This is a genomic window from Dyella subtropica (assembly GCF_026283965.1).
GTDB classification, from domain to species: domain Bacteria; phylum Pseudomonadota; class Gammaproteobacteria; order Xanthomonadales; family Rhodanobacteraceae; genus Dyella_D; species Dyella_D subtropica.
The window spans coordinates 158,468-179,830 of sequence record NZ_JAPDPD010000001.1; the positions used below are offsets into that span (position 1 = coordinate 158,468).

At 63.6% G+C, this 21,363-nt stretch carries 19 protein-coding genes; 2 read left to right on the plus strand and 17 right to left on the minus strand.

Going from position 1 to position 21,363, the window contains the following annotated elements; translation table 11 throughout:
- Positions 1 to 38 precede the first annotated feature (38 nt).
- Both OUZ45_RS00620 and OUZ45_RS00625 read right to left on the minus strand, forming a co-directional pair.
- Positions 39 to 647: a YdbL family probable chaperone protein gene (locus tag OUZ45_RS00620; protein ID WP_266167935.1), complete on the minus strand. Its 609-nt coding sequence runs from the start codon at positions 645 to 647 to the stop codon at positions 39 to 41.
- Positions 648 to 954: 307 nt separating this feature from the next.
- Complete coding sequence (locus OUZ45_RS00625; RefSeq protein ID WP_266167936.1) at positions 955 to 2,976, minus strand: hypothetical protein; 2,022 nt, start codon at positions 2,974 to 2,976, stop codon at positions 955 to 957.
- A gap of 44 nt (positions 2,977 to 3,020) precedes the next feature.
- Here OUZ45_RS00625 and OUZ45_RS00630 point away from each other — a divergent pair, with 44 nt between their 5' ends.
- Positions 3,021 to 3,779 carry a response regulator gene (locus tag OUZ45_RS00630; protein WP_266167937.1) on the plus strand — a complete coding sequence of 253 codons (759 nt, stop codon included), beginning with the start codon at positions 3,021 to 3,023 and terminating at the stop codon, positions 3,777 to 3,779.
- Between the two features lie 7 nt (positions 3,780 to 3,786).
- On the opposite strand, the gene recO is transcribed toward OUZ45_RS00630, so the two are convergent.
- The 11 genes from recO to OUZ45_RS00685 form a co-directional block, all read right to left on the minus strand.
- Positions 3,787 to 4,497: a DNA repair protein RecO gene (gene recO, locus OUZ45_RS00635; RefSeq protein ID WP_266168332.1), complete on the minus strand. Its 711-nt coding sequence runs from the start codon at positions 4,495 to 4,497 to the stop codon at positions 3,787 to 3,789.
- Between the two features lie 64 nt (positions 4,498 to 4,561).
- A complete protein-coding gene (gene era, locus OUZ45_RS00640) occupies positions 4,562 to 5,503 on the minus strand; it encodes a GTPase Era (RefSeq protein ID WP_266167938.1) in 942 nt (313 codons plus the stop codon).
- Positions 5,500 to 6,156, minus strand: coding sequence for a ribonuclease III (gene rnc / locus OUZ45_RS00645; RefSeq protein WP_266167939.1), 657 nt, complete (start codon positions 6,154 to 6,156; stop codon positions 5,500 to 5,502). Before rnc ends, era begins: the two co-directional genes overlap by 4 nt.
- Positions 6,157 to 6,163: 7 nt before the next feature.
- Complete coding sequence (locus OUZ45_RS00650; protein ID WP_266167940.1) at positions 6,164 to 6,544, minus strand: DUF4845 domain-containing protein; 381 nt, start codon at positions 6,542 to 6,544, stop codon at positions 6,164 to 6,166.
- Between the two features lie 151 nt (positions 6,545 to 6,695).
- Positions 6,696 to 7,607 carry a signal peptidase I gene (gene lepB, locus OUZ45_RS00655; protein ID WP_266167941.1) on the minus strand — a complete coding sequence of 304 codons (912 nt, stop codon included), beginning with the start codon at positions 7,605 to 7,607 and terminating at the stop codon, positions 6,696 to 6,698.
- 123 nt (positions 7,608 to 7,730) lie between these two features.
- Complete coding sequence (gene lepA, locus OUZ45_RS00660) at positions 7,731 to 9,521, minus strand: translation elongation factor 4 (protein ID WP_266167942.1); 1,791 nt, start codon at positions 9,519 to 9,521, stop codon at positions 7,731 to 7,733.
- A gap of 185 nt (positions 9,522 to 9,706) precedes the next feature.
- Positions 9,707 to 11,206 carry a Do family serine endopeptidase gene (locus OUZ45_RS00665; RefSeq protein ID WP_266167943.1) on the minus strand — a complete coding sequence of 500 codons (1,500 nt, stop codon included), beginning with the start codon at positions 11,204 to 11,206 and terminating at the stop codon, positions 9,707 to 9,709.
- A gap of 133 nt (positions 11,207 to 11,339) precedes the next feature.
- Positions 11,340 to 12,002 (minus strand): sigma-E factor negative regulatory protein, encoded by a 663-nt coding sequence (locus OUZ45_RS00670; protein ID WP_266167945.1) that lies wholly within the window; start codon positions 12,000 to 12,002, stop codon positions 11,340 to 11,342.
- Complete coding sequence (gene rpoE / locus OUZ45_RS00675; protein ID WP_266167946.1) at positions 11,999 to 12,595, minus strand: RNA polymerase sigma factor RpoE; 597 nt, start codon at positions 12,593 to 12,595, stop codon at positions 11,999 to 12,001. The genes OUZ45_RS00670 and rpoE overlap by 4 nt, the downstream gene beginning before the upstream one ends.
- A 248-nt stretch (positions 12,596 to 12,843) precedes the next feature.
- Positions 12,844 to 15,396, minus strand: coding sequence for a putative bifunctional diguanylate cyclase/phosphodiesterase (locus tag OUZ45_RS00680; RefSeq protein ID WP_266167947.1), 2,553 nt, complete (start codon positions 15,394 to 15,396; stop codon positions 12,844 to 12,846).
- A 12-nt stretch (positions 15,397 to 15,408) separates the two neighbouring features.
- Positions 15,409 to 15,903 carry a hypothetical protein gene (locus OUZ45_RS00685; protein WP_266167948.1) on the minus strand — a complete coding sequence of 165 codons (495 nt, stop codon included), beginning with the start codon at positions 15,901 to 15,903 and terminating at the stop codon, positions 15,409 to 15,411.
- 190 nt (positions 15,904 to 16,093) lie between these two features.
- Between OUZ45_RS00685 and OUZ45_RS00690 the strand changes: the two genes are divergently transcribed.
- Positions 16,094 to 18,151, plus strand: a complete 2,058-nt coding sequence (locus OUZ45_RS00690) for a 3-hydroxyacyl-CoA dehydrogenase NAD-binding domain-containing protein (protein WP_266167949.1) — start codon at positions 16,094 to 16,096, stop codon at positions 18,149 to 18,151.
- Between the two features lie 75 nt (positions 18,152 to 18,226).
- On the opposite strand, the gene OUZ45_RS00695 is transcribed toward OUZ45_RS00690, so the two are convergent.
- From OUZ45_RS00695 to OUZ45_RS00710, 4 genes are all read right to left on the minus strand, one after another.
- Positions 18,227 to 18,811: a DUF2058 family protein gene (locus OUZ45_RS00695; protein WP_266167950.1), complete on the minus strand. Its 585-nt coding sequence runs from the start codon at positions 18,809 to 18,811 to the stop codon at positions 18,227 to 18,229.
- Positions 18,812 to 18,841: 30 nt separating this feature from the next.
- Entirely contained in the window at positions 18,842 to 19,060 is a 219-nt protein-coding gene (locus OUZ45_RS00700; protein WP_266167951.1) for a SlyX family protein, read from the minus strand.
- A gap of 1 nt (position 19,061) precedes the next feature.
- Positions 19,062 to 20,399: a UDP-glucose dehydrogenase family protein gene (locus tag OUZ45_RS00705; RefSeq protein ID WP_266167953.1), complete on the minus strand. Its 1,338-nt coding sequence runs from the start codon at positions 20,397 to 20,399 to the stop codon at positions 19,062 to 19,064.
- 152 nt (positions 20,400 to 20,551) lie between these two features.
- Positions 20,552 to 21,322, minus strand: coding sequence for an FKBP-type peptidyl-prolyl cis-trans isomerase (locus tag OUZ45_RS00710; protein WP_266167954.1), 771 nt, complete (start codon positions 21,320 to 21,322; stop codon positions 20,552 to 20,554).
- Positions 21,323 to 21,363 lie beyond the last annotated feature (41 nt).

The window sequence follows — 21,363 nt, forward strand, 5'->3', positions numbered from 1 at the left end:
CGGGCGACAGAAAAGTGAGAGAGAGGCGCGGCAGCGGTTTACTTCTGCTTCCACGCGCCCGAGGCGTCCTGATAATACCAGCCGGCGCGAGCTCGCTCGATCCAGCCCTTGGCGAAGGTCGCGCGAATTTGCGACTCCCATTCCGGATGGTTGTTGGCGTTCGCCACTTCGCGATACAGCGCGCTGCGATCGCGGTTCTCGTCGGCAACCGTGGCACTGACCTCGGCACGCTGGTTCAACGGGACCTTGGAGGCATCGCGCACGGCGATCAGGCCGTCCTTGGTGAAACCCACCGCACCGCTATCGAACAACGCGCCAAGACCGCCCTGGAAGCGTTCCTGCATGCGCGCGCGGATTGCTTCGGTGGTGCTGGTCTGGATACGGATGTCCGGCGTCTCGGCCGCATAGGCGGCTGGAATCAGCAGATCCAGCAACATCGCCGAGGGCTGCTTGCCGGGTTTGGCCGGCGCGGGCTTGGCGTCCTGGTCCGCGGGTTTGGCTGCGGGCTTGGTGTTGTCCAGCACGGTGCCGATGAATTGATCCGCGGCCTTTTGCGCCGCCGCCTCGGGGAAATACACGTTGATCGTGACGCAACCCACCAGGGCGACGAACAGCGAGGTCAGCAACAGATAGACGAGCTTGCGCATGATCAACTCCTAAGGGGTGCTCTGAACCAGTCTACGCGGCCATCATGATGTGTGGGAGGCACACAGGGTGTGGCGCGTGGCGACGGCAAGGCTGGCTGCCTTGCCTAGACGTGGGCCGCAGGCTGCGGGCCTCCCACACATCACCCTGTCATTCCAATTCAACATGTGAGGGCCGGCTCTGTCTGCCCACAGCTCCGTGGCGCGCCGGCTTGACAGACGGCCAGTCTGCCTGCGCCAACGCACCACGCATCTGCGCGCAGACAGAGCCGGTGATGGCTGCGTAGACTGGTTCAGAGCACCCCTGCACTCAATGAATTTCGGGTCCGCCGCCCTCGCTGGCGGCTTTCAGACGGCGCACCAGGGTCGGCCAATCGACCTGCGTCTGATGACCCACCACCTGCAGGCGAGGCAGACCGCTGCCCTCGACGATAGTGTAGCCGTCCGCGTCGCCGTCCAAGCCGCCCATACGGCAGACCGTGCCCTGCAAGACGCAGTTGAGGCCGATGCGTTTGTAGCCGAAGGTCTTGAACAGCCTGAGCACCGCGCCCTGCAGACCAGCCGCGATACCGCCCCCGCCCACCGAGACGATGCTGTTCACCGCGCGCTGGCTGATGCGTCCGCCGCTGCCGGCGAGCAATTGCGCCTTGAACGCCACCGGATTCCAGTTGACCAGGCGCAGGTTCTCGACCGAGCCGTCCATGCGGCCGGTGATGCTGCCGATGTCGAACACGCTGGTCATGGCCCCCAGATCAAGCTGGCGCAGGCTGATATCGCCGGCCAGCACCGGACTGGTGCCGAATGGTTCCTGCAGCGACAGCCGGGTGACATCGACGAAACCGTCGAACACGTTGACTGACAGGCCACCTTCCAGCTCGAAACGGTCGTCCACCCAGCGCAACGCGGGAATGGCGCCGCCGAGCGTGCCGGGGAACTCCGGCCAGCCCATGGCACGACTGAAGGCCGCCATATCGACACCGGTCAGCGCCAACGACGTGGACAGGCGACGCCCCTTGGCTGCCGCCGGCTTCCAGTCCAGATCGCCGACGCGAAGATGGCCGTTCAACAACGGGACGTCGACCGGCTTCTGCAAACCGAGGCTACCCTCTCGACTTTGCCAGCTCGTCTGGGCGGCGCCGTTGGCCAAGCGGTAGATCTGCACGGCACGCCAGCTCATGGTGGTGGCTGGTCGCGTGCCGTGGAGGGCCCAATCCATGCCGCCGCGCAAACCGCTCACCGCCAGGCGCCCGTCACCATCGGCGAAGTCGATGCCGCCGGTGTCGAAGGAGAAGCTGTGCAGGCCATCGCTGCCGAGATCAAGCGTGGCGCCCACTTGTCCGGACACGCGCATGTTGCGCATGCCGAGTGTCGCCAGCCACGCCTGTCCATAGCGCTGGTACGCTGCGGGGAAACTTGCCTGGAATTTGTCGAGCTTGAGCTTCTGCAGCTCGCCCTTGGCATCGAACGCGAGCGAGCCTTCCAACTGCATGGCATCGGCATCGCCCACTCGCAACCGCCCCAGTTCCAGGGCTCCGTTATGCGCACTGGCATCCAGGGCCAGCTGCACGGGGTGATCGGGCAATTTGGCGTAGATCGGACCGAGCAACAGCTCGCCGCCGCGAAGGCTGGCGTCCAGCCCGATCCGGGCCGGGCCGTTGGTGGTATCCACATGGAGCCGGCCACTGCCGTTCACACGCTGACCTGCAAGCGTGCCGGAAGGCGTATCGAAGCCTACGTCGCTCAGTCCGAACTGTCCCGAGGTCTGAATGCCGTTCTTTTGCACATCGAGCGCCAGGTCGGCATCGACGCGTCCGGCCGTGGTCCGGCCGGACCACATCGTGCCAAGCAGGCCTTGCAGCCACCCGGCGGGCAGATCCTTCAGGCTGATCTGGGCATGGGTGGGCTGGTCCAGCGGCAGCGCGGTACTCGCCTGCGCCCGCCCCTGGCTCAGGTCGATCTGCAGCGTGTTGGCGGCATCGTCCAGCACCATGCTGAGCTTGGCGTCACTGAGCGCATTGCCGGGCGCCCCAGCCAGCTGCACGCCGCCATCGAACAACCAACGCAGATGTGGGTCGCGCAATAGGGAGCCCTGCGCATTGAGGCCGATACGCCGCCAACCCAGCGCCGGCACCTCGGCCTTGGCGGCCTGCAAGGTAAGCCGAAGACCACCCTGCCCGTCTTCGCCCATCCGCACTTGCAGGTCCTGCAGCTTCACGCCTGGCATGTTGACCCGCTTGGCGTCCAACACGATATCCGCCCGCGCCGGCATCGCCAGCCCGAAACCGAACAGGGTGCACAAATAGAACAAAAGATGGCTTGATGTCGGACGCATGTCGCGCCATTCTGCCAAAATCAGCTGAACGACATGGACTCGTCATGTTCAACACCTTTACCAACGGCTCGCCTGCCGCTCCTTCCGGCCATCCCATGCTGCGTGTTCTGGTCGCCGATGACGACCCCGCCAGCCGTCTATTCCTTGTGGAAGCGATGCGCACCCTCGGGCTGGATGCCGAAGCCTGCCACGATGGCACCGCCGCCATCGCCCGTGGCCGCGAGCGAGCCTACGACCTGTTGCTGCTGGATTGCCGCATGCCCGGTGCCGGTGCCCAGGAAGTGCTGAGCGAGCTACGCGGCGACCCGGAAGCACCTTCGGCGGACAGCACAGCCGTCGCCACCAGCGCAGAGATGGATGCGGGCGAGCGCCAGCGCCTGCTTTCAGCCGGTTTCAGCGAGGTGCTGCAAAAGCCTTGCGACCTGGCCGACCTGCGCCGCATCGTGGCGTTGATCCGGCCGGACGCCTCGACACTGCCTTTGCTCGACGACACGCAGGGCCTGGCCAGCACCGGCAGCCCCCAGATCATGCAAGCCATGCGCGACCTGCTGCGAGATGAGTTGGTGGGCATCTATCAGGATCTGGACGCCTCCATGGCAGACAACGACGGCTTTGCGGATCGCCTGCATCGCCTGCGCTCCTCCTGCGGCTTCTGCGGCGCCACGGCACTCGCCGCGCGCGTGGTGCAGATGCAGGACCATCTCAAGCTCGGGCACGTGGTGACACCGGCACTGCGAGAGCGCTTCCGTACCACCTTGCTTGAAACCATCGAGGCGCTGGGCCCCAGCACCGCTTCCGCCTGAACAGAGATCAGCGACGCGACATCGCCGACGCCAGCACGCGCCAGGCACGCAATTCGGTGCCGCCGAGATGAAAACGGATGACCTCACGCATCATCGCGCGCAGGGCCGACAGGCCCGCTGGGTCGGGCATGGTGTCCTGCATCAGCGCCAGCAGATCGCTGCCGCGCAAGGCATGAGGCAGATCAGGCCGGCATGCGGTGGGGCCGAGTTCCATCTGATAGCGATAGTGCTGTTCGGGAGTGATGTGTTCACCCGAGTCGCCATCGAACTCAAGTTGCAGGGCATAGCCGATCGCTTCCAGTAGATCGCGTTCGAAACGCCTCAACGTCCATGCCAAAGGTTCTCCACTGGCGAGTCGCGCCAGGGTTTGCGCATAGGCGTGGAACAGTTCGGGTTGCGGATCCTGCCGCCCCGTGAGCCGCACCACTAGTTCGTTGAGATAGAGGCCGGCCAGACCGGCATCGCCCACCAGGCGCTGGGGCGCGCCCACACCCTCGGCCCCTTGCAGCGTGGCCAGTTCGCCACGCAGCAACAGATCCAGCGCCAGTGGCTGGAAAGGCTCCAGCTGCGCTCGCTGCACACGCGCCCGCTCGCGCCGCACGCCCCGCGCGACCACACCAAGGCGGCCGTGGTCGCGGGTCAGGCATTCCAGCAACAGCGACGTCTCCCGATAGGGCCTCGCATGGAGCACGTAAGCGGGTTGCTGTTCGAGGTGCATGCGATGGAGGGCGAAGGCGGAAGCGGCTGAGGTCAGTACAGCCACCTTTTCCCGCCGATGGCGATCAGTCGGTGTAGCCGAACTTCTTCAACATGGACTCGTCATCGACCCAGCCCTCGCGCACCTTCACCCACAGGCGCAGGAACACCTTGCGTTCGAACATGTGCTCCATCTTGCGACGGGCAGAGGTGCCGATGGCCTTGAGTTGAGCGCCGCCGGCGCCGATCACGATGGCCTTCTGACTATCGCGCTCGACCCAGATCACGGCATGGATCTCGGCCACACCATCCTCGCGGTCCTTGAACTGCTCGATCTCCACCGTGGTGGCGTATGGCAGCTCCTGATCCAGCCGCAGCATCAGCTGCTCGCGCACCATCTCGGCTGCCAGGAAGCGCTCGCTGCGGTCGGTGATTTCGTCTTCACCGTAGATCGGCGGCCGCACCGGCAGACGCTTGAGGATGCCCTGCTCCAGCTCCTTCAATCCCTTTTGCTTGAGGGCGCTGACGTAATAGACCTCGTCGAAGCTGTGCTGCTCCATCAAGCCGGCGACGAACGGCAGCATGGCCGACTTGTCCTTGGCCAGGTCGACCTTGTTGATCACCAGCAGGCGCGGCACCTTCTGCTCGACCAGCGCTTCGTACAGCGCCTGGTCTTCGTCGGTCCAGCGGCCGGACTCGATGACCTGTACGGCCAGATCGACCTCGCTGATCGCCGAACGCGCGGCGCGGTTGAGGCTGCGGTTCATGGCGCGCTTGGCGCCGCGATGCAGGCCTGGCGTATCCACGTACAGGATCTGCCCCGCCTCGCTGGTGGCGATGCCGAGGATGCGATGACGTGTGGTCTGCGGACGCGGGCTGACGATGGAAAGGCGGAAGCCGATCAGCGCGTTGAGCAAGGTGGACTTGCCCACGTTGGGTCGTCCCAACAGCGCTACCGGGCCGCAGCGGAAGTCGTCGTGCGGCAGTTCGGCCGGTGCGCCAAGGTCAATGGTGTTGTCGTGATTCATGATTTGGATTCCTGCAATTGGCGCAGAACGGCTTCAGCCGCATCTTGCTCGGCCGCGCGGCGACTGCCGCCGCGGCCCTCGGCACTGATCGGCGCGGGTTCGACGATCGCGCAAGAGACGTCAAACGTCTTCGCGTGATCCTCGCCGTGGCTGTCCTTCAGCTCGTAAAGCGGTAGCGGCCAGCCGTGCGCCTGCAACCATTCCTGCAACCGCGTCTTGGCGTCTTTGGAGGAACGCGGAATCGCCGCCACCCGTTCGGCGAACAGCTCGCGCACCGCCGCTTTGCAGGTAGCGAAATCGCTGTCCAGATAGATCGCCGCCACCAGGGCCTCGAAAGCGTCCGCCAGGATCGACTCGCGGCGGAAGCCGCCACTTTTCAGCTCGCCGGAACCCAGTTTCAGCCCGTCACCCAACTCCAGCTCACGGGCTATCACGGCCAGTGCCTGGCCATTCACCAGCTGTGCGCGCAAGCGCGAAAGCTCGCCTTCGCTGGCATTGGGGTGTGCTTCGTAAAGCAGCTCGGCGACTACTACACCCAGTAGTGCGTCGCCGAGGAATTCCAGCCGCTCGTTGTTCGGCTTGCCGGCGCTGCGGTGAGTCAGTGCCAGTTGCGCCAGTGCCGGATCACGGAAACGGTATGTCAGTTTGGTCAAAAAAACCTCAGTAGCCCACGTTGCCCTGCAACGTCACGCTCTTCTCGAAATGCAGCAGGAAATCGATGTTGTAGATGAACGGCACGCGCTTGTCGTAGGAGACACGCAACTGCGCAGCGTTGTTCTTGCGATCGATCGTGATGTCCTTGGGCTTGATGGTGGCATCGTCCACGTACTGGAAGCCCATCTTGAACATCAGATCGCGGCGGATGTCGTCCAGCGTCTTGCCTTCCACACCGCCGCTGGCGACTTGGTTCATCGCCTTGCTCACGCCCATGAACTCGGTGTATGGCGGCACCAGCTTCATCGCCATGTAGCCGAAGAAGGCCGCCACGACCAGCACCATCAAGAACCCGATCAGGGTGATACCCGACTGCTTCGATTTCATAGTCCCCTCGCTATGCCGCACCGGCGGCGGTCCCGCCACTTGTTGTGGAATGGTGTCACGTTGCCGCGAACCCGGCATTACGCCGGGTCGATTCTCGCGCCAAGGCGGGTCGCCGTCACGCTTGCCTTGGCCGACCGCCGTCACGCTTTGCTCAATGGATGACTCGCCCGATGCGTGAAAAGTCCACCCAGCCTGCGTCCACGCCCTTCCAGCTGAGCCAGATCAGGAACGCCTTGCCGGCCAGATTCTGCTCCGGCATGCAGCCCCACCAACGGCTGTCGGTGCTGTTGTAGCGGTTGTCGCCCATCACCAGATAGCAGCCCTGCGGCACCACCGAAGGCACGCGGTCATTGGGGATCGGCGGCGGCCTGTTGTAAGCCGGCATACGCGCCGTGAGGTGGTTCACCGGCACGCCCTGTTCGGTGCGCAGGTGCTCGGTCCACACCGTGGCGCCCATTTCCAGCATCAGGCGAGACTCGTCACGCTTCGGGTTGCCCGTATAAGGGCCCACTTCGTCCGCGGTTACCGGCTCGCCGTTGATCAGCAATCGATCGCCATGCATCTCGATGCGGTCGCCCGGCAGGCCAATCACGCGTTTGATCCAGTTCTGCGCCTGCACCGGCGCCTGCGGATCGGCGCAGCTCTGGTCGCCGCTGCGCACCAGCTTGCCGCCCAGCTCGCACAGATAACCAGGAAAGCGGAACACCACCACGTCGCCGCGCTTCGGCTCGCCGAGGCTCACGAACTTGTTGTTGAAGGCCGGCATGCGCAGGCCGTAAGCAAACTTGTTAACCAGGATGAAATCACCCACATCGAGCGTCGGCATCATCGAGCCGGACGGAATGCGGAACGGCTCAGCCACGAACGAGCGCAGCAACAGCACCACCAACACGACAGGGAACAACGAACGCGCCCAGTCGACCGGCACCGGATCCTGCAGGTCCTGCCCGGCAGCTTCGGCTTTGGCCTTGCGCTTTTTGTAGAAGAACAGGCGATCAAGCCCCCAGACCACGCCAAACAGCACGGTAAGGCCGAGCAGAATCGCCGAAAAATCGAAATCCATGCCTTGCTCCTATGAGTACGGGGAACGGGGAATAGGAAACGGGGAGCGGATCGATACAAGCCGTCGAGACCTGCCTAGCCGTTCCCCCATTCCCTGCCCCCTGCTCCCCATCTCGCTATATATCTACTTATCCACTTTCAGTACGGCAAGGAAGGCTTCTTGTGGAATCTCCACTCGGCCGACCTGCTTCATACGCTTCTTGCCTTCTTTCTGTTTCTCAAGCAGCTTCTTCTTACGGCTGACGTCGCCGCCGTAGCACTTGGCCAGCACGTTCTTGCGCAGGGCTTTCACCGTCGAGCGGGCAATGACTTGCGCACCGATGGCGGCCTGGATCGCCACATCGAACTGCTGGCGGGGGATCAGTTCCTTCATACGCTCCACCAGATCGCGACCACGACGGTCAGCGTGACTGCGATGGACGATCAGCGAGAGCGCATCGACGCGGTCACCGTTGATCAGAATGTCCACGCGCACGAACGGGCCCGCATCGAAACGCTCGAAATGGTAGTCCATCGAGGCGTAGCCACGTGAGACGGACTTCAAGCGATCGAAGAAATCCAGAACGACTTCGGCCAGCGGCATTTCGTAACTGATCTGAACCTGGGTGGCGAGGTACTGGATGGAACGCTGCACGCCGCGCTTTTCTTCACACAGGGTGATGATGTTGCCGATGTAGTCCGGCGGCGTAAGGATGTTGGCGACGATGATCGGCTCGCGAATTTCCTCGATCTGCGGCAACGCCGGCAACTTGGCCGGGTTGTCCAGCTTCATCAGCGAGCCATCGCTCTTGAGCACCTCGTAGACCACCGTCGGCGCAGTGCCGATCAGATCCAGGTCGTATTCGCGCTCCAGGCGCTCCTGCACGATCTCCATGTGCAGCATGCCGAGGAAGCCGCAGCGGAAACCGAAGCCCATCGCCTCGGAGCTCTCCGGCTCGAAGAACAGCGCGGCATCGTTGAGGCGCAGCTTGTCCAGCGCTTCGCGCAGTGCGGGATAGTCGTCGGCCGACACCGGAAACAGACCGGCGAACACGCGCGGCTGCATGGTCTGGAAACCGGGCAGCGGATGCGCCGCCGGCTTGCCGGCTTGGGTCAGCGTGTCGCCCACAGGTGCGCCGTGAACATCCTTGATCGATGCATTGATCCAGCCCACTTCGCCAGCCGAAAGCTTGTCGAGCTTCTTGCGCTTGGGCGTGAAGACGCCAACTTCGCTGACGTCGTGGGCGCGGCCGGTGGACATCACCAACAGCTTGTCGCCCGGCTTGATTTCGCCTTGCATGACACGCACCAGCGACACCACGCCGAGATAGTTGTCGAACCAGGAGTCGATAATCAGTGCTTGCAGGCGGTCCGTGTCGCGCGGCTTCGGCGGCGGGATGCGCGCCACGATGGCTTCCAGCACCTCGATCACGTTCTGACCGGTTTTGGCGCTCACCGACACGGCATCATCGGCGTGGATGCCGATCACCGCCTCGATCTCGCCTTTCACCTTTTCCGGGTCGGCGGTGGGCAAATCGATCTTGTTGAGTACCGGCACGACTTCCAGGCCCATCTCCACCGCCGTGTAGCAGTTGGCGACGGACTGCGCCTCCACACCTTGCGCGGCATCCACTACCAGCAGCGCGCCTTCGCAGGCGGCCAGTGAGCGGCTCACCTCATAGGAGAAGTCGACGTGGCCTGGCGTATCGATAAAATTGAGCTGGTAGGTTTTGCCGTCACGCGCCTTATACGGCAGCGACACCGACTGGGCCTTGATGGTGATGCCGCGCTCGCGCTCGATCGGATTGCTGTCGAGCACCTGCGCCTCCATCTCGCGCTCGGCCAGGCCGCCACAGATCTGGATGATGCGATCGGCGAGTGTCGACTTACCGTGGTCGATGTGGGCAATGATGGAGAAGTTGCGGATCAGGTCCATGGAACACGCTGGCTGCGTTCACCGCCGTGCGCGGTGCGCAGGCAGCGTATCGCCGGGATGGCAATACGAACCCAGCATTATCGCATGGAATGTGAAGGCGCCGGATGTTCGGCTGACTGAACCGCCAGGATTGGCTCACCCCCAACGGAAGCGGGACGGCCCGATGGGCCGCCCCAACCCTATGCTTACTCGTCGCCGCCGTCTTTGCCGGAAGGCACCGTCAACCCGACGAAGCCAGCCTGATCCCCATGCCGCACGAGCAACAGCACGGTTTCGCCAGGCTTGGCGCTCTTGGTTGCCTCGCGAAAAGCGACAGCACTGCCCACGCGTTGCTGATTGACCATCAGGATCACGTCGCCCGGTTGCAGGCCAGCACGCGCCGCAACCGGACCAGTGACCTGACTGATCACCACGCCTTCGCCGGATTTCAGCCCCAACTGCTGGCGTGTCTCGCTGTCGGCATCTTCCACCGCCAGGCCCAGTGCGCTGGAGCCGCCTCGTGCCGCTGGCATATCGCCACCTTCACCGGAGGCCGGGACGGCCTTGCCGTCGCGCTTCATCTCACTGATGGTAACGGTAACGTCCTGCTTCTTGCCGTCCCGCAGAATTTGCAGGGTGGACTTGGTATCTGGAGGTGTGATGCCGACCAAAGGCGGCAAGTCAGCAACCTGGCTGATGGCCTGCCCGTTGTAAGCGAGGATGATGTCGCCCGGTTTCAGGCCGGCCTTCTCCGCACCGCTGCCGGGAGATACCTGCACCACCGCGGCGCCGGAATTGCTGCCGAGCTTGAAGGCCTTGACCATGTCATCGGTAATCGGCGCCATCATCACGCCGAGTTGGCCTCGCGTGACGAAACCCTTTTCCTTGATTTGCTTGACCACGTTCATGGCCACGTCGATCGGAATGGAGAACGCCACGCCCAGATAGCCACCCGTGTTGGAGTAGATCTGCGAATTGACGCCGACCACCCGGCCTTGCAGGTCGAACAGCGGGCCGCCGGAATTGCCGCGGTTGATCGGCACGTCGGTCTGGATAAAGGAGGTGTAGGGCTGGTCCTGGCTGCCCAAGTTGCGCCCCACTGCACTCACGATACCCTGGGTCACGGTGTAGTCGAAACCAAACGGCGAACCGATCGCCAGCACCCATTGGCCCGGTTTCAGGGTGCGCGAATCGCCGATGCTGACCGCAGGCAAGCTGCCACCTGCATCCACCTTGAGCAGGGCAATGTCGTATTGCGGATCGCTGCCGACCACCTTGGCGGTCAAGGTGCGGCGATCTTGCAGACGCACGGTCACGGTGTCCGCATCGTCCACGACGTGAGCATTGGTGAGGATGTAACCGTCGCTGGAGATGATGAAGCCCGAGCCGAGCGAGGTACGCTTCTGTTCTTCGGGCGACGGCATCATCGGCATACCGAAGAAGCGGCGGAACATCTCCATCTGCGGGTCATCGGGCATGGCACGCCCCTGCATTTGGGCTGTGCGTCCTTTGCGAGCACTCTTGCCGGTGTACTTGGCTTCGACATGCACCACCGCGGGTGCGTTCTTCTGCACGATGCCGGTGAAATCGGGAAGACTGGCCGCAGGAGCGGGCGCCGCACCAGGCGTCTGCGCCTGCGCGCCCCCCGCCACCGCAAGACTTACCAGCGCGCAGCACACCGCGCGACGCAGGTTCATTCGACTCATGATTTCCTCCTTGGGTCTCTCGGGTACGAAATGAAATGATCCCGGGTACGCACCAGCCAGCCCGTCAAGCGGGCTGGCTGGAACAAGCGGGATTCGGGCGAAGCGTGGGCAGGCAACAGCGCATGCCGTTTCGTCACTGCGCGGCAGGAGCCTGCTGCGGCACGGCTTGCGGCACCTTCTGCGCAGGCGGAATCAGCAGCAGGTAGCTGCCGTCACCGTTGTTGATCGCGCGATAGCGCTCCACCTGATAGGGATTCAGTCGGCTACGGGAATACAGCAAAGTGCTTTCGCCACCATCGAGCGTCGCCGAGGCCTGCTGGGTCAGCTCGGAAGGCAGGCTGGCATAATTGTTCAACCACGCCGGAGCAGCAGCCGGCGTCTCCGCATGGACCGGGGCCGTTCCGGCCCGCACCACATCTCGCGCGTGGTTCGCGGCAGCCACCCGGGGCGCCGAACCATCACTGCCCGGGCCTACCGGCTGCGCCACCATGAGGGCCGCTACGGCCACGCTGGCAGCAATGGCACCACCGGCCGACCATCGGAGCCAATGCCGGCGCCGGCCGCCTTCGACAACCATGGCCTCCTGTTCAATCGCCTGCATCACACGAGCAGAGAACCTAGGCGAGGCGAGCGGCGGCAGTGTGTGCCGAAGGCCGTCACGCGCAACGTGATAACGAGCCCATGCATGCTGCAGGGTCGCGTCATGGTCAAGTCGACGCAGGAGAAAACGCAGTTCCTCCTGGGTCAGCTCGCCATCCATGCCAGCGGAAAGATTTTCGCGATGAGTATCAGTCATGGAGTCAGGTCCTCGCGGTCCGAAAGCAGCGGCCGCAATTTCTCGTCGATTGCCTCTCGTGCCCGAAAGATACGCGAACGCACCGTACCGATCGGACAGCCCATCGCCTCGGCGATTTCTTCGTAGCTGAGGCCGTCCACTTCACGCAGTGTAATGGCCGTCCGCAGCTCCTCAGGCAGCGCTTGGACAGTGGAAAAAACGGTTTGTTCAATCTCCTGCCGCATCAATTCGCGCTCGGGCGTGGCGGTCTCTTGCATGCGGTCCGCGCCCGGCACATAGACAGCGTCTTCGATCGCGATGTCGTCGGTGGGTGGGCGCCGCCCCATGGCCACCAAGTGGTTCTTGGCGGTATTGACCGCAATTTTGTACATCCAGGTATAGAACGCGCTTTCGCCACGGAACGAGCCGATCGCACGCCATGCGCGCACGAAGGCCTCCTGGGCGATGTCCTCGCATTCGGCATAGTTGTTCACGTAGCGGGAAATCAGCCCGATGACCTTGTGCTGATACTTGCGCACCAGCAAGTCGAACGCCCGCTTGTCCCCTTTTTGGACTCGCTCGACCAGTGCGCCGTCCAGTTCGTTTTCGCCCATCCGGGCCGTCTCCTTCGTCACTGCTGTCACACGCTTCGGGATTCCGCTGGCTGGGGACGATCCGCTAAGACAAGGATCGCACCATCAAGTTCAGCATGCTGACATGGATGCAACCCGCCCAGTGCTGAATGGCATTCACCTTCGATCAGGTCACCGGTGCATCGTACCCAACGCACCAGCAGGCCATCGGCCTACGGTCCCTTGAGAGATATGGGGCCGCGGCCGGGGCACGCAAGCCGCGAGCGGACTCAAGCCTCGCCAGTCTCGGCGGTCAGCAGGCGCTGGCGTTCGAGCAGCAGCTTCTCGAAGGTGGGGGTGGGCAGCGGGCGACAGAACAAATAGCCCTGCAATTCGTCGCAACGGTTCGCCCGCAGGAACTGCAGATGCTGCTCGATCTCGACGCCTTCGGCGACAACCCCGCGCTTGAGACGATGGGCCATTTCAATAGTGGCAAGCACGATAGCCTCGTCGTCCGGATCGACGCCGATGTTGCGCACGAAACTCTGGTCGATCTTGATACGATCGGCGGGCAGCTTGCGCAGATAGTCCAGCGAAGCGGCGCCCGTGCCGAAATCGTCGATGGCGATGCGGCAACCCAGGCGATGCAGCCCGTGCAGGTTCTCTACCAAATTCGGCGCCGCCTTGATGCTGATGCTTTCGGTGACCTCCATCTCGAGCAAGTTCGCATCGAGACCGCTGTCGTCTAAAGCCGAGGACACGATGTCGAGCAAGTTCGGCTGCATCAGCTGCACGGCGGACAGATTGACACCGAGCCGCAGACGCAGACCAAACTTGCGCTCCCACTCCTGCGCCTGATGGCAGGCCGTGCGCAGCACCCATTCGCCGATCGAGATGATCAGCCCGGTTTCCTCGGCCAACGGAATGAAGAAGCCAGGGCCGATGAAACCAAGCTCCGGATGCTCCCAGCGCACCAGCGCTTCCATGCCGACGATGTCTTCGCTGATCGCATCCACCTGCGGCTGATAGAACACGCGCAGCTCGCCATTGTGCTCCGCGTGGCGCAGGCCGGACTTGAGCGCCATGTTCTGCTGCTGCGCCTGCTCGGCGCTGACTTCGTAGATCTGGTAGTTGTTGCGCCCCAGGCTCTTGGCTGCATACATCGCCTCGTCGGCGTGCTTGAGCAGGGTTTCCGCGTCAGGCGCATCGTCGGGAAAAAAGCTGACACCGATGGAGGTCGTGACCTGGAGTTCGGTGCCGTCGTCGATGCGCAGCGGCGATTCCATCACCTGCACGATCTTCTCGGCGACGCGCAACGCGTCCTCACTCTTGACGATATGGCGCAAGACCACCACGAACTCGTCGCCGGCGTAGCGTGCCACCGTATCAGACGCACGCACGCTGCTGCGCAGGCGCTGGGTGGTGGTGACCAGCACCTGGTCGCCCACGGCGTGACCCAGCGTGTCGTTGATGGTCTTGAAGCGATCCAGGTCGACGAACAACATCGCGAAACATTCGCCGGTGCGATTGGCCTCGCGGATGATGGTGTCCAGGCGATCGTTGAACAACAAACGGTTGGGCAGACCGGTGAGCGCGTCGAGCAAACCCTCGGCTCGCCCTTGTTCGCGCGTGCGCCGGAGCTCCAGTGCATGGGCGAAGCGTGCGGCGGCACAGCGAAGCACCGGCTCGATGATGGCGAGCTCGCCGAACGGTTGCCGCGTGCCTGCCAGCAAGGCACCCAGCACGCTGTTGCGCTCGTCCAGCAAAGGAAGTCCGGCGAACCCGCTCAGGCCAAGTTGCTCCAACAAAGGGTCCACCGCTGCCAGCCGCCGGGCATCTCCGGGGTGCAGCATGGCCTGGCCGGCCAGCACCAGACGCAACGAACTTTGCAATTGAGGGCTCGGCCAGAGCTGCTCCTCGCCTCGCCAGCATTGGGCGAGTTGCGTGGGCGCCCCACCCTCCTCCGGGCGCGCCGACCACACAGCGAGGTAGTCCAGGCCAATCTCTTCATAAAGCAGGTCGGCTGCCTCGGCCAGCCTGTCGTCAGCGCTACCGGAGCCGAACAACCTAGCCAGAAGGGAAAGCGCCACCTCAGCGCGCACGCCGGCTCGGTCGCTACGAAATACCAGCGCCACGGCGTCGCGCCCAGCGTGGCGCACCTGGCGCGCACTTGCCTCGCCGCTGTCGAAGCCCTGCTGGGAGCGTCGCTGGCAGGCGTGCCAACGGCGCGAATCATCGGCCATGACCTCTTCGACAGGCGCCCCCTGGAAAGCAAGCAGTTCGGTCAATGGCAGACCAAGCAGACGGTCACCCGGCAGGCCGCTGCGCCGAACCAGGGCTGGACTCAGCTCAAGAATCCGCCCCCGCGCCGCATCAACGATCAGCCACTCGCTCTCCATTTCGTCGAAAGCAAAACGGTAATCGCCGACCTCGTTCGTCACCGCCGCGGCAGACAGCGGCCCTGTCGGCGCCCCCATCCGCTGCAAGCGATGCCAGCGCGCGATCAATTCGCTCTCGATCTGCGACGCGTACAGCCAATCCGAGACACCCGCGGGAAGCTGTGCCGGCCTCAACGAAGCGTCCCCGGACAACACCGCGATCAGTGGCGCCTCGGCACACGCAGGCAGGCGTCGCAGCTGCTCCACCAAAGCCTGCGCGTCACGCGCATCGCCTTCCAGCACGACAACCACCAAGGCCAGCGCCGGTCGCCCTTCCAGCAAAATTCCCGCGTGAGTCGTGTCCCGCGCGGAATAGACGGACACATGGCCGTCCTTATCCAGTGCGTCGAAAACGGCACGCCGCATGTCGCGCTGCGCCGCTACCACCATGATGCCTGCTTGCATGGGCATAGCCGTTCAGAGCACCCAACGGCCATCGCGCAGGCGCGGCCGTTGCGCCGGCTTGACCAGGCAGCTCATGCGCACGATGACATCGCCAAGACCATCGATCAGCGTCTGGGGTGCGTCGAGCAGGACGACCCTGCGCACATGCCCTGTCGGTGTCCGCGCCAACTGGCGCAACAGGGCGACGTCTGGTGCAGCCAAAGGCTGCGGCAACCTTCGCAGCATATACACGCCGAAATGATTGCTCTGCTGAATAAAACGAAGAACGTTGCCGAGCCGCTGGCTACCCATCGTGTCGGCGTGTTCCTCTCTCAAGTTGCCAAGCCCTTCCTCAGGACTCCACAGATACACCGTCTGCCCGGTACGCCTGACCAGCGCCCGGAACTGGCTGATCAATGCGTCGCCGTCAGCATCCTCCAGGGAGACCAGGCAGCTGCGCGCGCCCAGGATGCGCTCGAGGGTCTCGGCGCCTGGCTGGACGGGGGTGGCGACAATGGAGTTGTTCATTTCGAGCTTAAATTACGCGCTCCCGCGACGTTCGCCTAGCGCTTTGCACAGGGTCGGCGGAATCCCTTGCCTATTTCTTGCGTCAGCGCACAAGCCGCCGTTTCACAGGATTTTATGGGGCTCCAACCGTCTCGCAATCATCGCTACGGGAGGGTATGGTGCGAGGCTTTCCAAGCTGGACCAGACCACCATGTTCGAAGGATTGCGCTTCAACCATTGGAAGACGAACCTGGACGACAGCGGCATCGTCACCCTGTCGCTCGACCGGGCCAACAGCAGCGTCAACGCACTCTCCCGCGAAGTGTTGGACGAACTGGGTCAGATCGTGGAGCGACTGGCGATCGAAAAGCCGGCCGGCGTGCTGATCCACTCCGCCAAACCCGGCGGTTTAGCGGTTGGCGCCGACATCAAGGAATTCGTGGAGTACGCCAAGCAAGGCACGGTGCTGGAGAACATCGAAAACGGCCAGCGCGTATTCGAATCCCTGGCCCGCCTGCCGTGCCCGACCGTGGCTGCCGTGCATGGCGCCTGCATGGGCGGCGGCACCGAGCTGATCCTGGCCTGCCGCCAGCGCATCGCCGCGGATGACGACAAGACCAAGATTGGCCTGCCCGAAGTGATGCTCGGCATCCACCCCGGCTGGGGCGGCACCGCCCGCCTGCCGCGCCTGATCGGTGCGCCGGAGGCTTTGCCCGTGATGCTCACCGGCAAGGCTCTGTCGGCCAAACGGGCACTGGGACTGGGCGTGGTCGACCGCCTGGCGCCGCCCGACGAATTGCTGGCCGAGGCGCGCGCCTTGCTGCGCCGCCCCCATGCGCGCCCGTTCGCCCAGCGCGCCCGCGCCTGGGCCACCAACACCTGGCTGGCACGCCAGATCCTGGCACCGATGGTAATCAAGCAAACCGCTGCCAAGGTACGCAAAGAGCACTACCCCGCACCGTTCGCCCTCATCAATGTATGGCAGCGTGGCGGCTCCAGCATCCAGCAGCGCCTGAAGCTGGAAGCCCGCTCGGTGGCGAAGCTGGCCGAGACCAGCACGGCGCACAACCTGATCCGCATCTTCCTTTTACAGGAGCGCCTCAAAGGGCAAGGCAGCGGTGCGGAACACGGCATCGAGCACGTCCATGTTGTCGGTGCTGGCGTCATGGGTGGCGATATCGCCGCCTGGGCCGCTTTCAAGGGCTTCCAGGTGACCTTGCAGGATCGCGAGATGAAGTTCATCCAGCCGGCACTGGATCGTGCGCGCCAGCTCTATGAAAAGAAACTCAAGACGCCGGAAAAAGCCGAGGCAGTGATGCGTCGCCTGCGCGCCGACGTCGAAGGCAAGGGTGTGGCTTCCGCCGACCTTGCGATCGAGGCGATCTTCGAGAACGCCGAGGCGAAAAGGTCGCTGTATGCCAGCATCGAGCCCCAATTCCAGGCTGACGAACTGCTGGCCACCAATACCTCGAGCATTCCGCTCGATGAATTGCGGCAGGGCTTGAAGGCTCCGCAGCGCTTCCTGGGCCTGCACTTCTTCAACCCTGTAGCGCAGATGCCGCTAGTGGAAGTGGTTCGCCATGATGGGCTAGACCCAGCCGCGGAGAAGCGCGCGCTGGCGTTCTGCAAGGCCCTCGGCAAGCTGCCAGTGGCGGTGAAAGGCACGCCGGGCTTCCTGGTCAACCGCATCCTGATGCCTTACTTGCTTGAGGCCATGCGTCTTTACAGCGAGGGCGTTCCGGGTCCGGTGCTGGACAAGGAAGCGAAGAAGTTCGGCATGCCGATGGGACCGATCGAACTGGCCGACACCGTCGGCCTTGATGTCTGCGCCTCCGTCGGCAAGGAGCTGGCTCCCTTCCTCGGCCTGGAATTGCCGCCAGGCCTGGACGACAAACTCACCGCCGGCAAGCGCGGCAAGAAGGATGGCCAGGGCCTCTATGTATGGCAGGAAGGCAAGCCGCAGAAACCGGAAGTGGATCCGGACTATGTGGTGCCCGCCGACCTGCAGGACCGCATGATCCTTCCGATGGTCAACGAGGCGGTCGCTTGTCTCGCCGATGGTGTGGTGGACGATGCCGACCTGCTCGATGCCGGCGTGATCTTCGGCACGGGTTTCGCGCCTTTCCGCGGCGGTCCGATCCAATACCTGCGCAGTGAAGGCGCAGGCGTGATCAAGGGCAAGCTTGAGCGGCTGGCCCAGCGCTACGGCGAGCGCTTCGCGCCAAAGAACGGCTGGGATCTTCCGGACCTCAGTCAGCCCGATGCCTAAACAAACAGAGGGCGGCGCCTACTGGCGTCGCCCTCTGAGATAAACCGTTCCGGCATGTCGTGGTGACGACGCTGATTACCACATCAGGTCATCAGGCACGCCGTCTTCTCCTACGCCACCGTCATTCGGATCGGCCAGCAACGCGAGCTGATGGGCATCAATGTCCCGCACCTGCTCGGCGAGTGCGCGAGTGACGACGAGGTAGCGTCCGCCCTGCTGCACCACACCCAGATCGCCGGCGTTGAGCGCGGCCAACTGAGTATCGTCCACGTGCACGCGACGAATCTTGCCGCCGTACTCGAAGTGCCGCACCTGCTCCGCATCGGCCTTGTTCAAGGCCTGCCCTTGTAGCAGTTGCTGAATCTTCTGCTTCTGCTCGCGCTTGATACGCGCCTGCTCGGCGGCCGCCTGCTCGGCACGCTTGCGTTCGTTGGCTTCGGTTTGCGCGCGGATGGCATAGGCTTTGGCGAGATCGATTTCGCCACTGCTCTTGCCTTGCTGCGGGTTGCGCTGCCCCTGCGGCTTGTTGTTGCCATGCCGCGGCGCACCGCTATTTTTGTTCGCCGGCTTGCCGCTTTGCGGCGGCGCCTGGCGCTTTTCTTCGCGAACCTGTTTGACAATGCCACTCTTGAGCAGCTGATCGCGCAGGGAATCGGCCATATTCAAAAACCTGTCGTACGGTGGTGTGAATCAATAATGCGGCGGCGGCGGTTCGCTGTGCGGGTCGTGCGACTGCCCGCCCCGTAGCGATGCCAGTTCCTGGCGCAGATCGCGGACCATCTGCTCTAGCGCCAGGATACGCTGCGCTTGTTCGGTCTCAGTGGTAGCCAGCCCGTTCACCGTATCGTCGATGAAGGTGAGCTTGACTTCCAGCTCGGCGAGACGTTGCTCTAACGACGAAGCGGACACGTTACTGCCTCAGACTGCGGCCACGGCCAACGCCGTAGTACGCCAGACCCGCTTCTTCGACCGCAACGGGATCATAAAGGTTACGGCCATCGAAGATTGCCGGGCTGGTCAGCGCGCCGCGGATACGCGCGAAATCGGGGCTTCGAAACGCCTTCCACTCGGTCACGATCGCCAACACATCTGCACCTTCAAGCGCACGGTAAGCGCCTTCGCAGAGCGCGAGGTCCGCACGCTCGCCATAGAGGCGATGCGTCTCTTCACGCGCTTCCGGATCGTACGCACGCACCGATGCACCCGCCTCCCACAGCGCCTCCATCAGACGTCGACTGGAAGCCTCGCGCATATCGTCAGTATTCGGCTTGAAGGCCAGACCCCACAAGGCAATGGTCTTGCCCTTGAGCTGGCCATCGAAATGGCGCGAAATCAACTCGAACAGCTTGGTCTTTTGGTCATGGTTGACCGCCTCGACGGCGCCCAGCAGACGCGCTTCGTAGCCCACGCCACGCGCCGTGCGCTCCAACGCCTGCACATCCTTCGGGAAACATGAGCCGCCATAGCCAGCGCCCGGATAGATGAAGTGGTAGCCAATGCGCGGATCCGAACCGATGCCCTGGCGCACCAACTCCACGTCGGCGCCGACGCGCTCAGCGATGTTGGCGATCTCGTTCATGAAGCTGATCTTCGTCGCCAGCATCGCGTTGGCCGCGTACTTGGTCAGCTCGGCGGAGCGTTCGTCCATCACGACGGTGCGGTCATGATTGCGATTGAACGGTGCATACAGCTTGCGCAGCACATTCACCGCACGCTCGCTGGAGCTGCCGATGACAATGCGATCGGGGCGCAGACAGTCTTCCACCGCATCGCCTTCTTTCAGGAATTCGGGGTTCGACACCACATCGAACTCCACACTTGCACCCCGCACCGCCAGCTCGGCAGCGATCGCTTGGCGTACCCGATCTGCCGTGCCCACCGGCACGGTGGATTTGTTCACCACCACGGCATAGCGGTCCAGATGCTGGCCGATCGTACGGGCCACATTCAATACGTATTTCAAATCGGCACTGCCGTCCTCATCCGGAGGCGTGCCGACGGCGATGAAAATCACTTGCCCGTGCGCGATTGCCGGCGCCGCGTCCGTCGTGAAATCCAACTGGCCGCAGGCGTGGTTGCGCTTGACGATGGGCTCCAGACCCGGCTCGTAGATCGGAATCTCACCGCGTGTCAGGCGATCGACCTTGGCCTCGTCGATATCGACGCAGACCACGTGGTTGCCCATCTCGGCCAGACAGGCGCCGGTGACCAAACCCACATAGCCGGTGCCGAATAGGGTGACTTTCATTGTCGCGGAGATTCCGGGGGAGCAGAGGCCGGTGATTCTAACAGGCAAGGTCTAGCAGGCCAGCCCGCGCCACCCGAGATATGAGGCCTCCAAAAGCAACGGGGCGCGAATCGCTTCGCGCCCCGTTGTTGTTTCCATGAAACGACTGATGCTTACTTCGCGCCGCCGCCCTGCTCGCCAGCCGGCGTCGGGCCGGTCTTGACCAGGGTCACGTCGAAGATGATCGTGGCATTCGGCGGGAAGCCGTTCTGCGGCTGCGCGCCGTAGGCGATGTTCGACGGGATGAACAGCTTGTAGTGGCCACCCACCTGCATCAGCTGCAGACCCTCGCGGAAGCCCGGGATCACGCCGCTGAGCGGAATCGTTGCCGGACCCGGGTTGCCCTCATGCTTGGACGAATCGTCGAACACTTCGCCACTGACGAAGGAACCGACGTAGTTGACCTGCACGGTGTCGTTCGGACCCGGACGAGCACCCGTACCCTGGCTGATCACCTGGTACTGCAGACCCGAGGCCGTAGCCTTCACGCCCGGAGCGGTCTTGTTCTTGGCGATGAAAGCGTCGCCCTCGGTCTTGTTCTTGCCAGCGACCTTCTCGTACTCGGCCTTGGCCTTGGTCTGCAGATTGGCGACGAAGGCGTCACGCACCTGCTTGGCTTCGGCTTCGCTCATGGTCGGCTTCTGACCGGACAGTGCGGACTGGACAGCACGACCTACCGTGGCCGGGTCCACTTCCTCGCGCACGAGCGGGGGCAGCTGGCTGGCCAGGTCCCAACCCACCACGTAGCTGGCCTTGGTCTTATCGACCGCGCCGGCAGCGGGGGCGGCGGCAGGCTTGGCAGCCTGGGCATGCACGCCGGCGGTGAGGCCCAGCGCAACCGCCAGAGCGGCAGCCGTCAGCGTGGGACGCGAAAATTGCTTCATTGTGAAACTCCCTCGTGTTTGGATGTCTCGGTGCTCACCGG

What these genes read in the sequence shown, in the direction of transcription:
- OUZ45_RS00620 (WP_266167935.1), bottom strand. Translation starts at nt 647, where the DNA reads ATGCGCAAGCTCGTCTATCTGTTGCTGACCTCGCTGTTCGTCGCCCTG.
- OUZ45_RS00625 (WP_266167936.1), bottom strand. Translation starts at nt 2,976, where the DNA reads ATGCGTCCGACATCAAGCCATCTTTTGTTCTATTTGTGCACCCTGTTC.
- OUZ45_RS00630 (WP_266167937.1), top strand. Translation starts at nt 3,021, where the DNA reads ATGTTCAACACCTTTACCAACGGCTCGCCTGCCGCTCCTTCCGGCCAT.
- recO (WP_266168332.1), bottom strand. Translation starts at nt 4,497, where the DNA reads ATGCACCTCGAACAGCAACCCGCTTACGTGCTCCATGCGAGGCCCTAT.
- era (WP_266167938.1), bottom strand. Translation starts at nt 5,503, where the DNA reads ATGAATCACGACAACACCATTGACCTTGGCGCACCGGCCGAACTGCCG.
- OUZ45_RS00650 (WP_266167940.1), bottom strand. Translation starts at nt 6,544, where the DNA reads ATGAAATCGAAGCAGTCGGGTATCACCCTGATCGGGTTCTTGATGGTG.
- lepB (WP_266167941.1), bottom strand. Translation starts at nt 7,607, where the DNA reads ATGGATTTCGATTTTTCGGCGATTCTGCTCGGCCTTACCGTGCTGTTT.
- lepA (WP_266167942.1), bottom strand. Translation starts at nt 9,521, where the DNA reads ATGGACCTGATCCGCAACTTCTCCATCATTGCCCACATCGACCACGGT.
- OUZ45_RS00665 (WP_266167943.1), bottom strand. Translation starts at nt 11,206, where the DNA reads ATGAGTCGAATGAACCTGCGTCGCGCGGTGTGCTGCGCGCTGGTAAGT.
- OUZ45_RS00670 (WP_266167945.1), bottom strand. Translation starts at nt 12,002, where the DNA reads ATGACTGATACTCATCGCGAAAATCTTTCCGCTGGCATGGATGGCGAG.
- rpoE (WP_266167946.1), bottom strand. Translation starts at nt 12,595, where the DNA reads ATGGGCGAAAACGAACTGGACGGCGCACTGGTCGAGCGAGTCCAAAAA.
- OUZ45_RS00680 (WP_266167947.1), bottom strand. Translation starts at nt 15,396, where the DNA reads ATGCAAGCAGGCATCATGGTGGTAGCGGCGCAGCGCGACATGCGGCGT.
- OUZ45_RS00685 (WP_266167948.1), bottom strand. Translation starts at nt 15,903, where the DNA reads ATGAACAACTCCATTGTCGCCACCCCCGTCCAGCCAGGCGCCGAGACC.
- OUZ45_RS00690 (WP_266167949.1), top strand. Translation starts at nt 16,094, where the DNA reads ATGTTCGAAGGATTGCGCTTCAACCATTGGAAGACGAACCTGGACGAC.
- OUZ45_RS00695 (WP_266167950.1), bottom strand. Translation starts at nt 18,811, where the DNA reads ATGGCCGATTCCCTGCGCGATCAGCTGCTCAAGAGTGGCATTGTCAAA.
- OUZ45_RS00705 (WP_266167953.1), bottom strand. Translation starts at nt 20,399, where the DNA reads ATGAAAGTCACCCTATTCGGCACCGGCTATGTGGGTTTGGTCACCGGC.
- OUZ45_RS00710 (WP_266167954.1), bottom strand. Translation starts at nt 21,322, where the DNA reads ATGAAGCAATTTTCGCGTCCCACGCTGACGGCTGCCGCTCTGGCGGTT.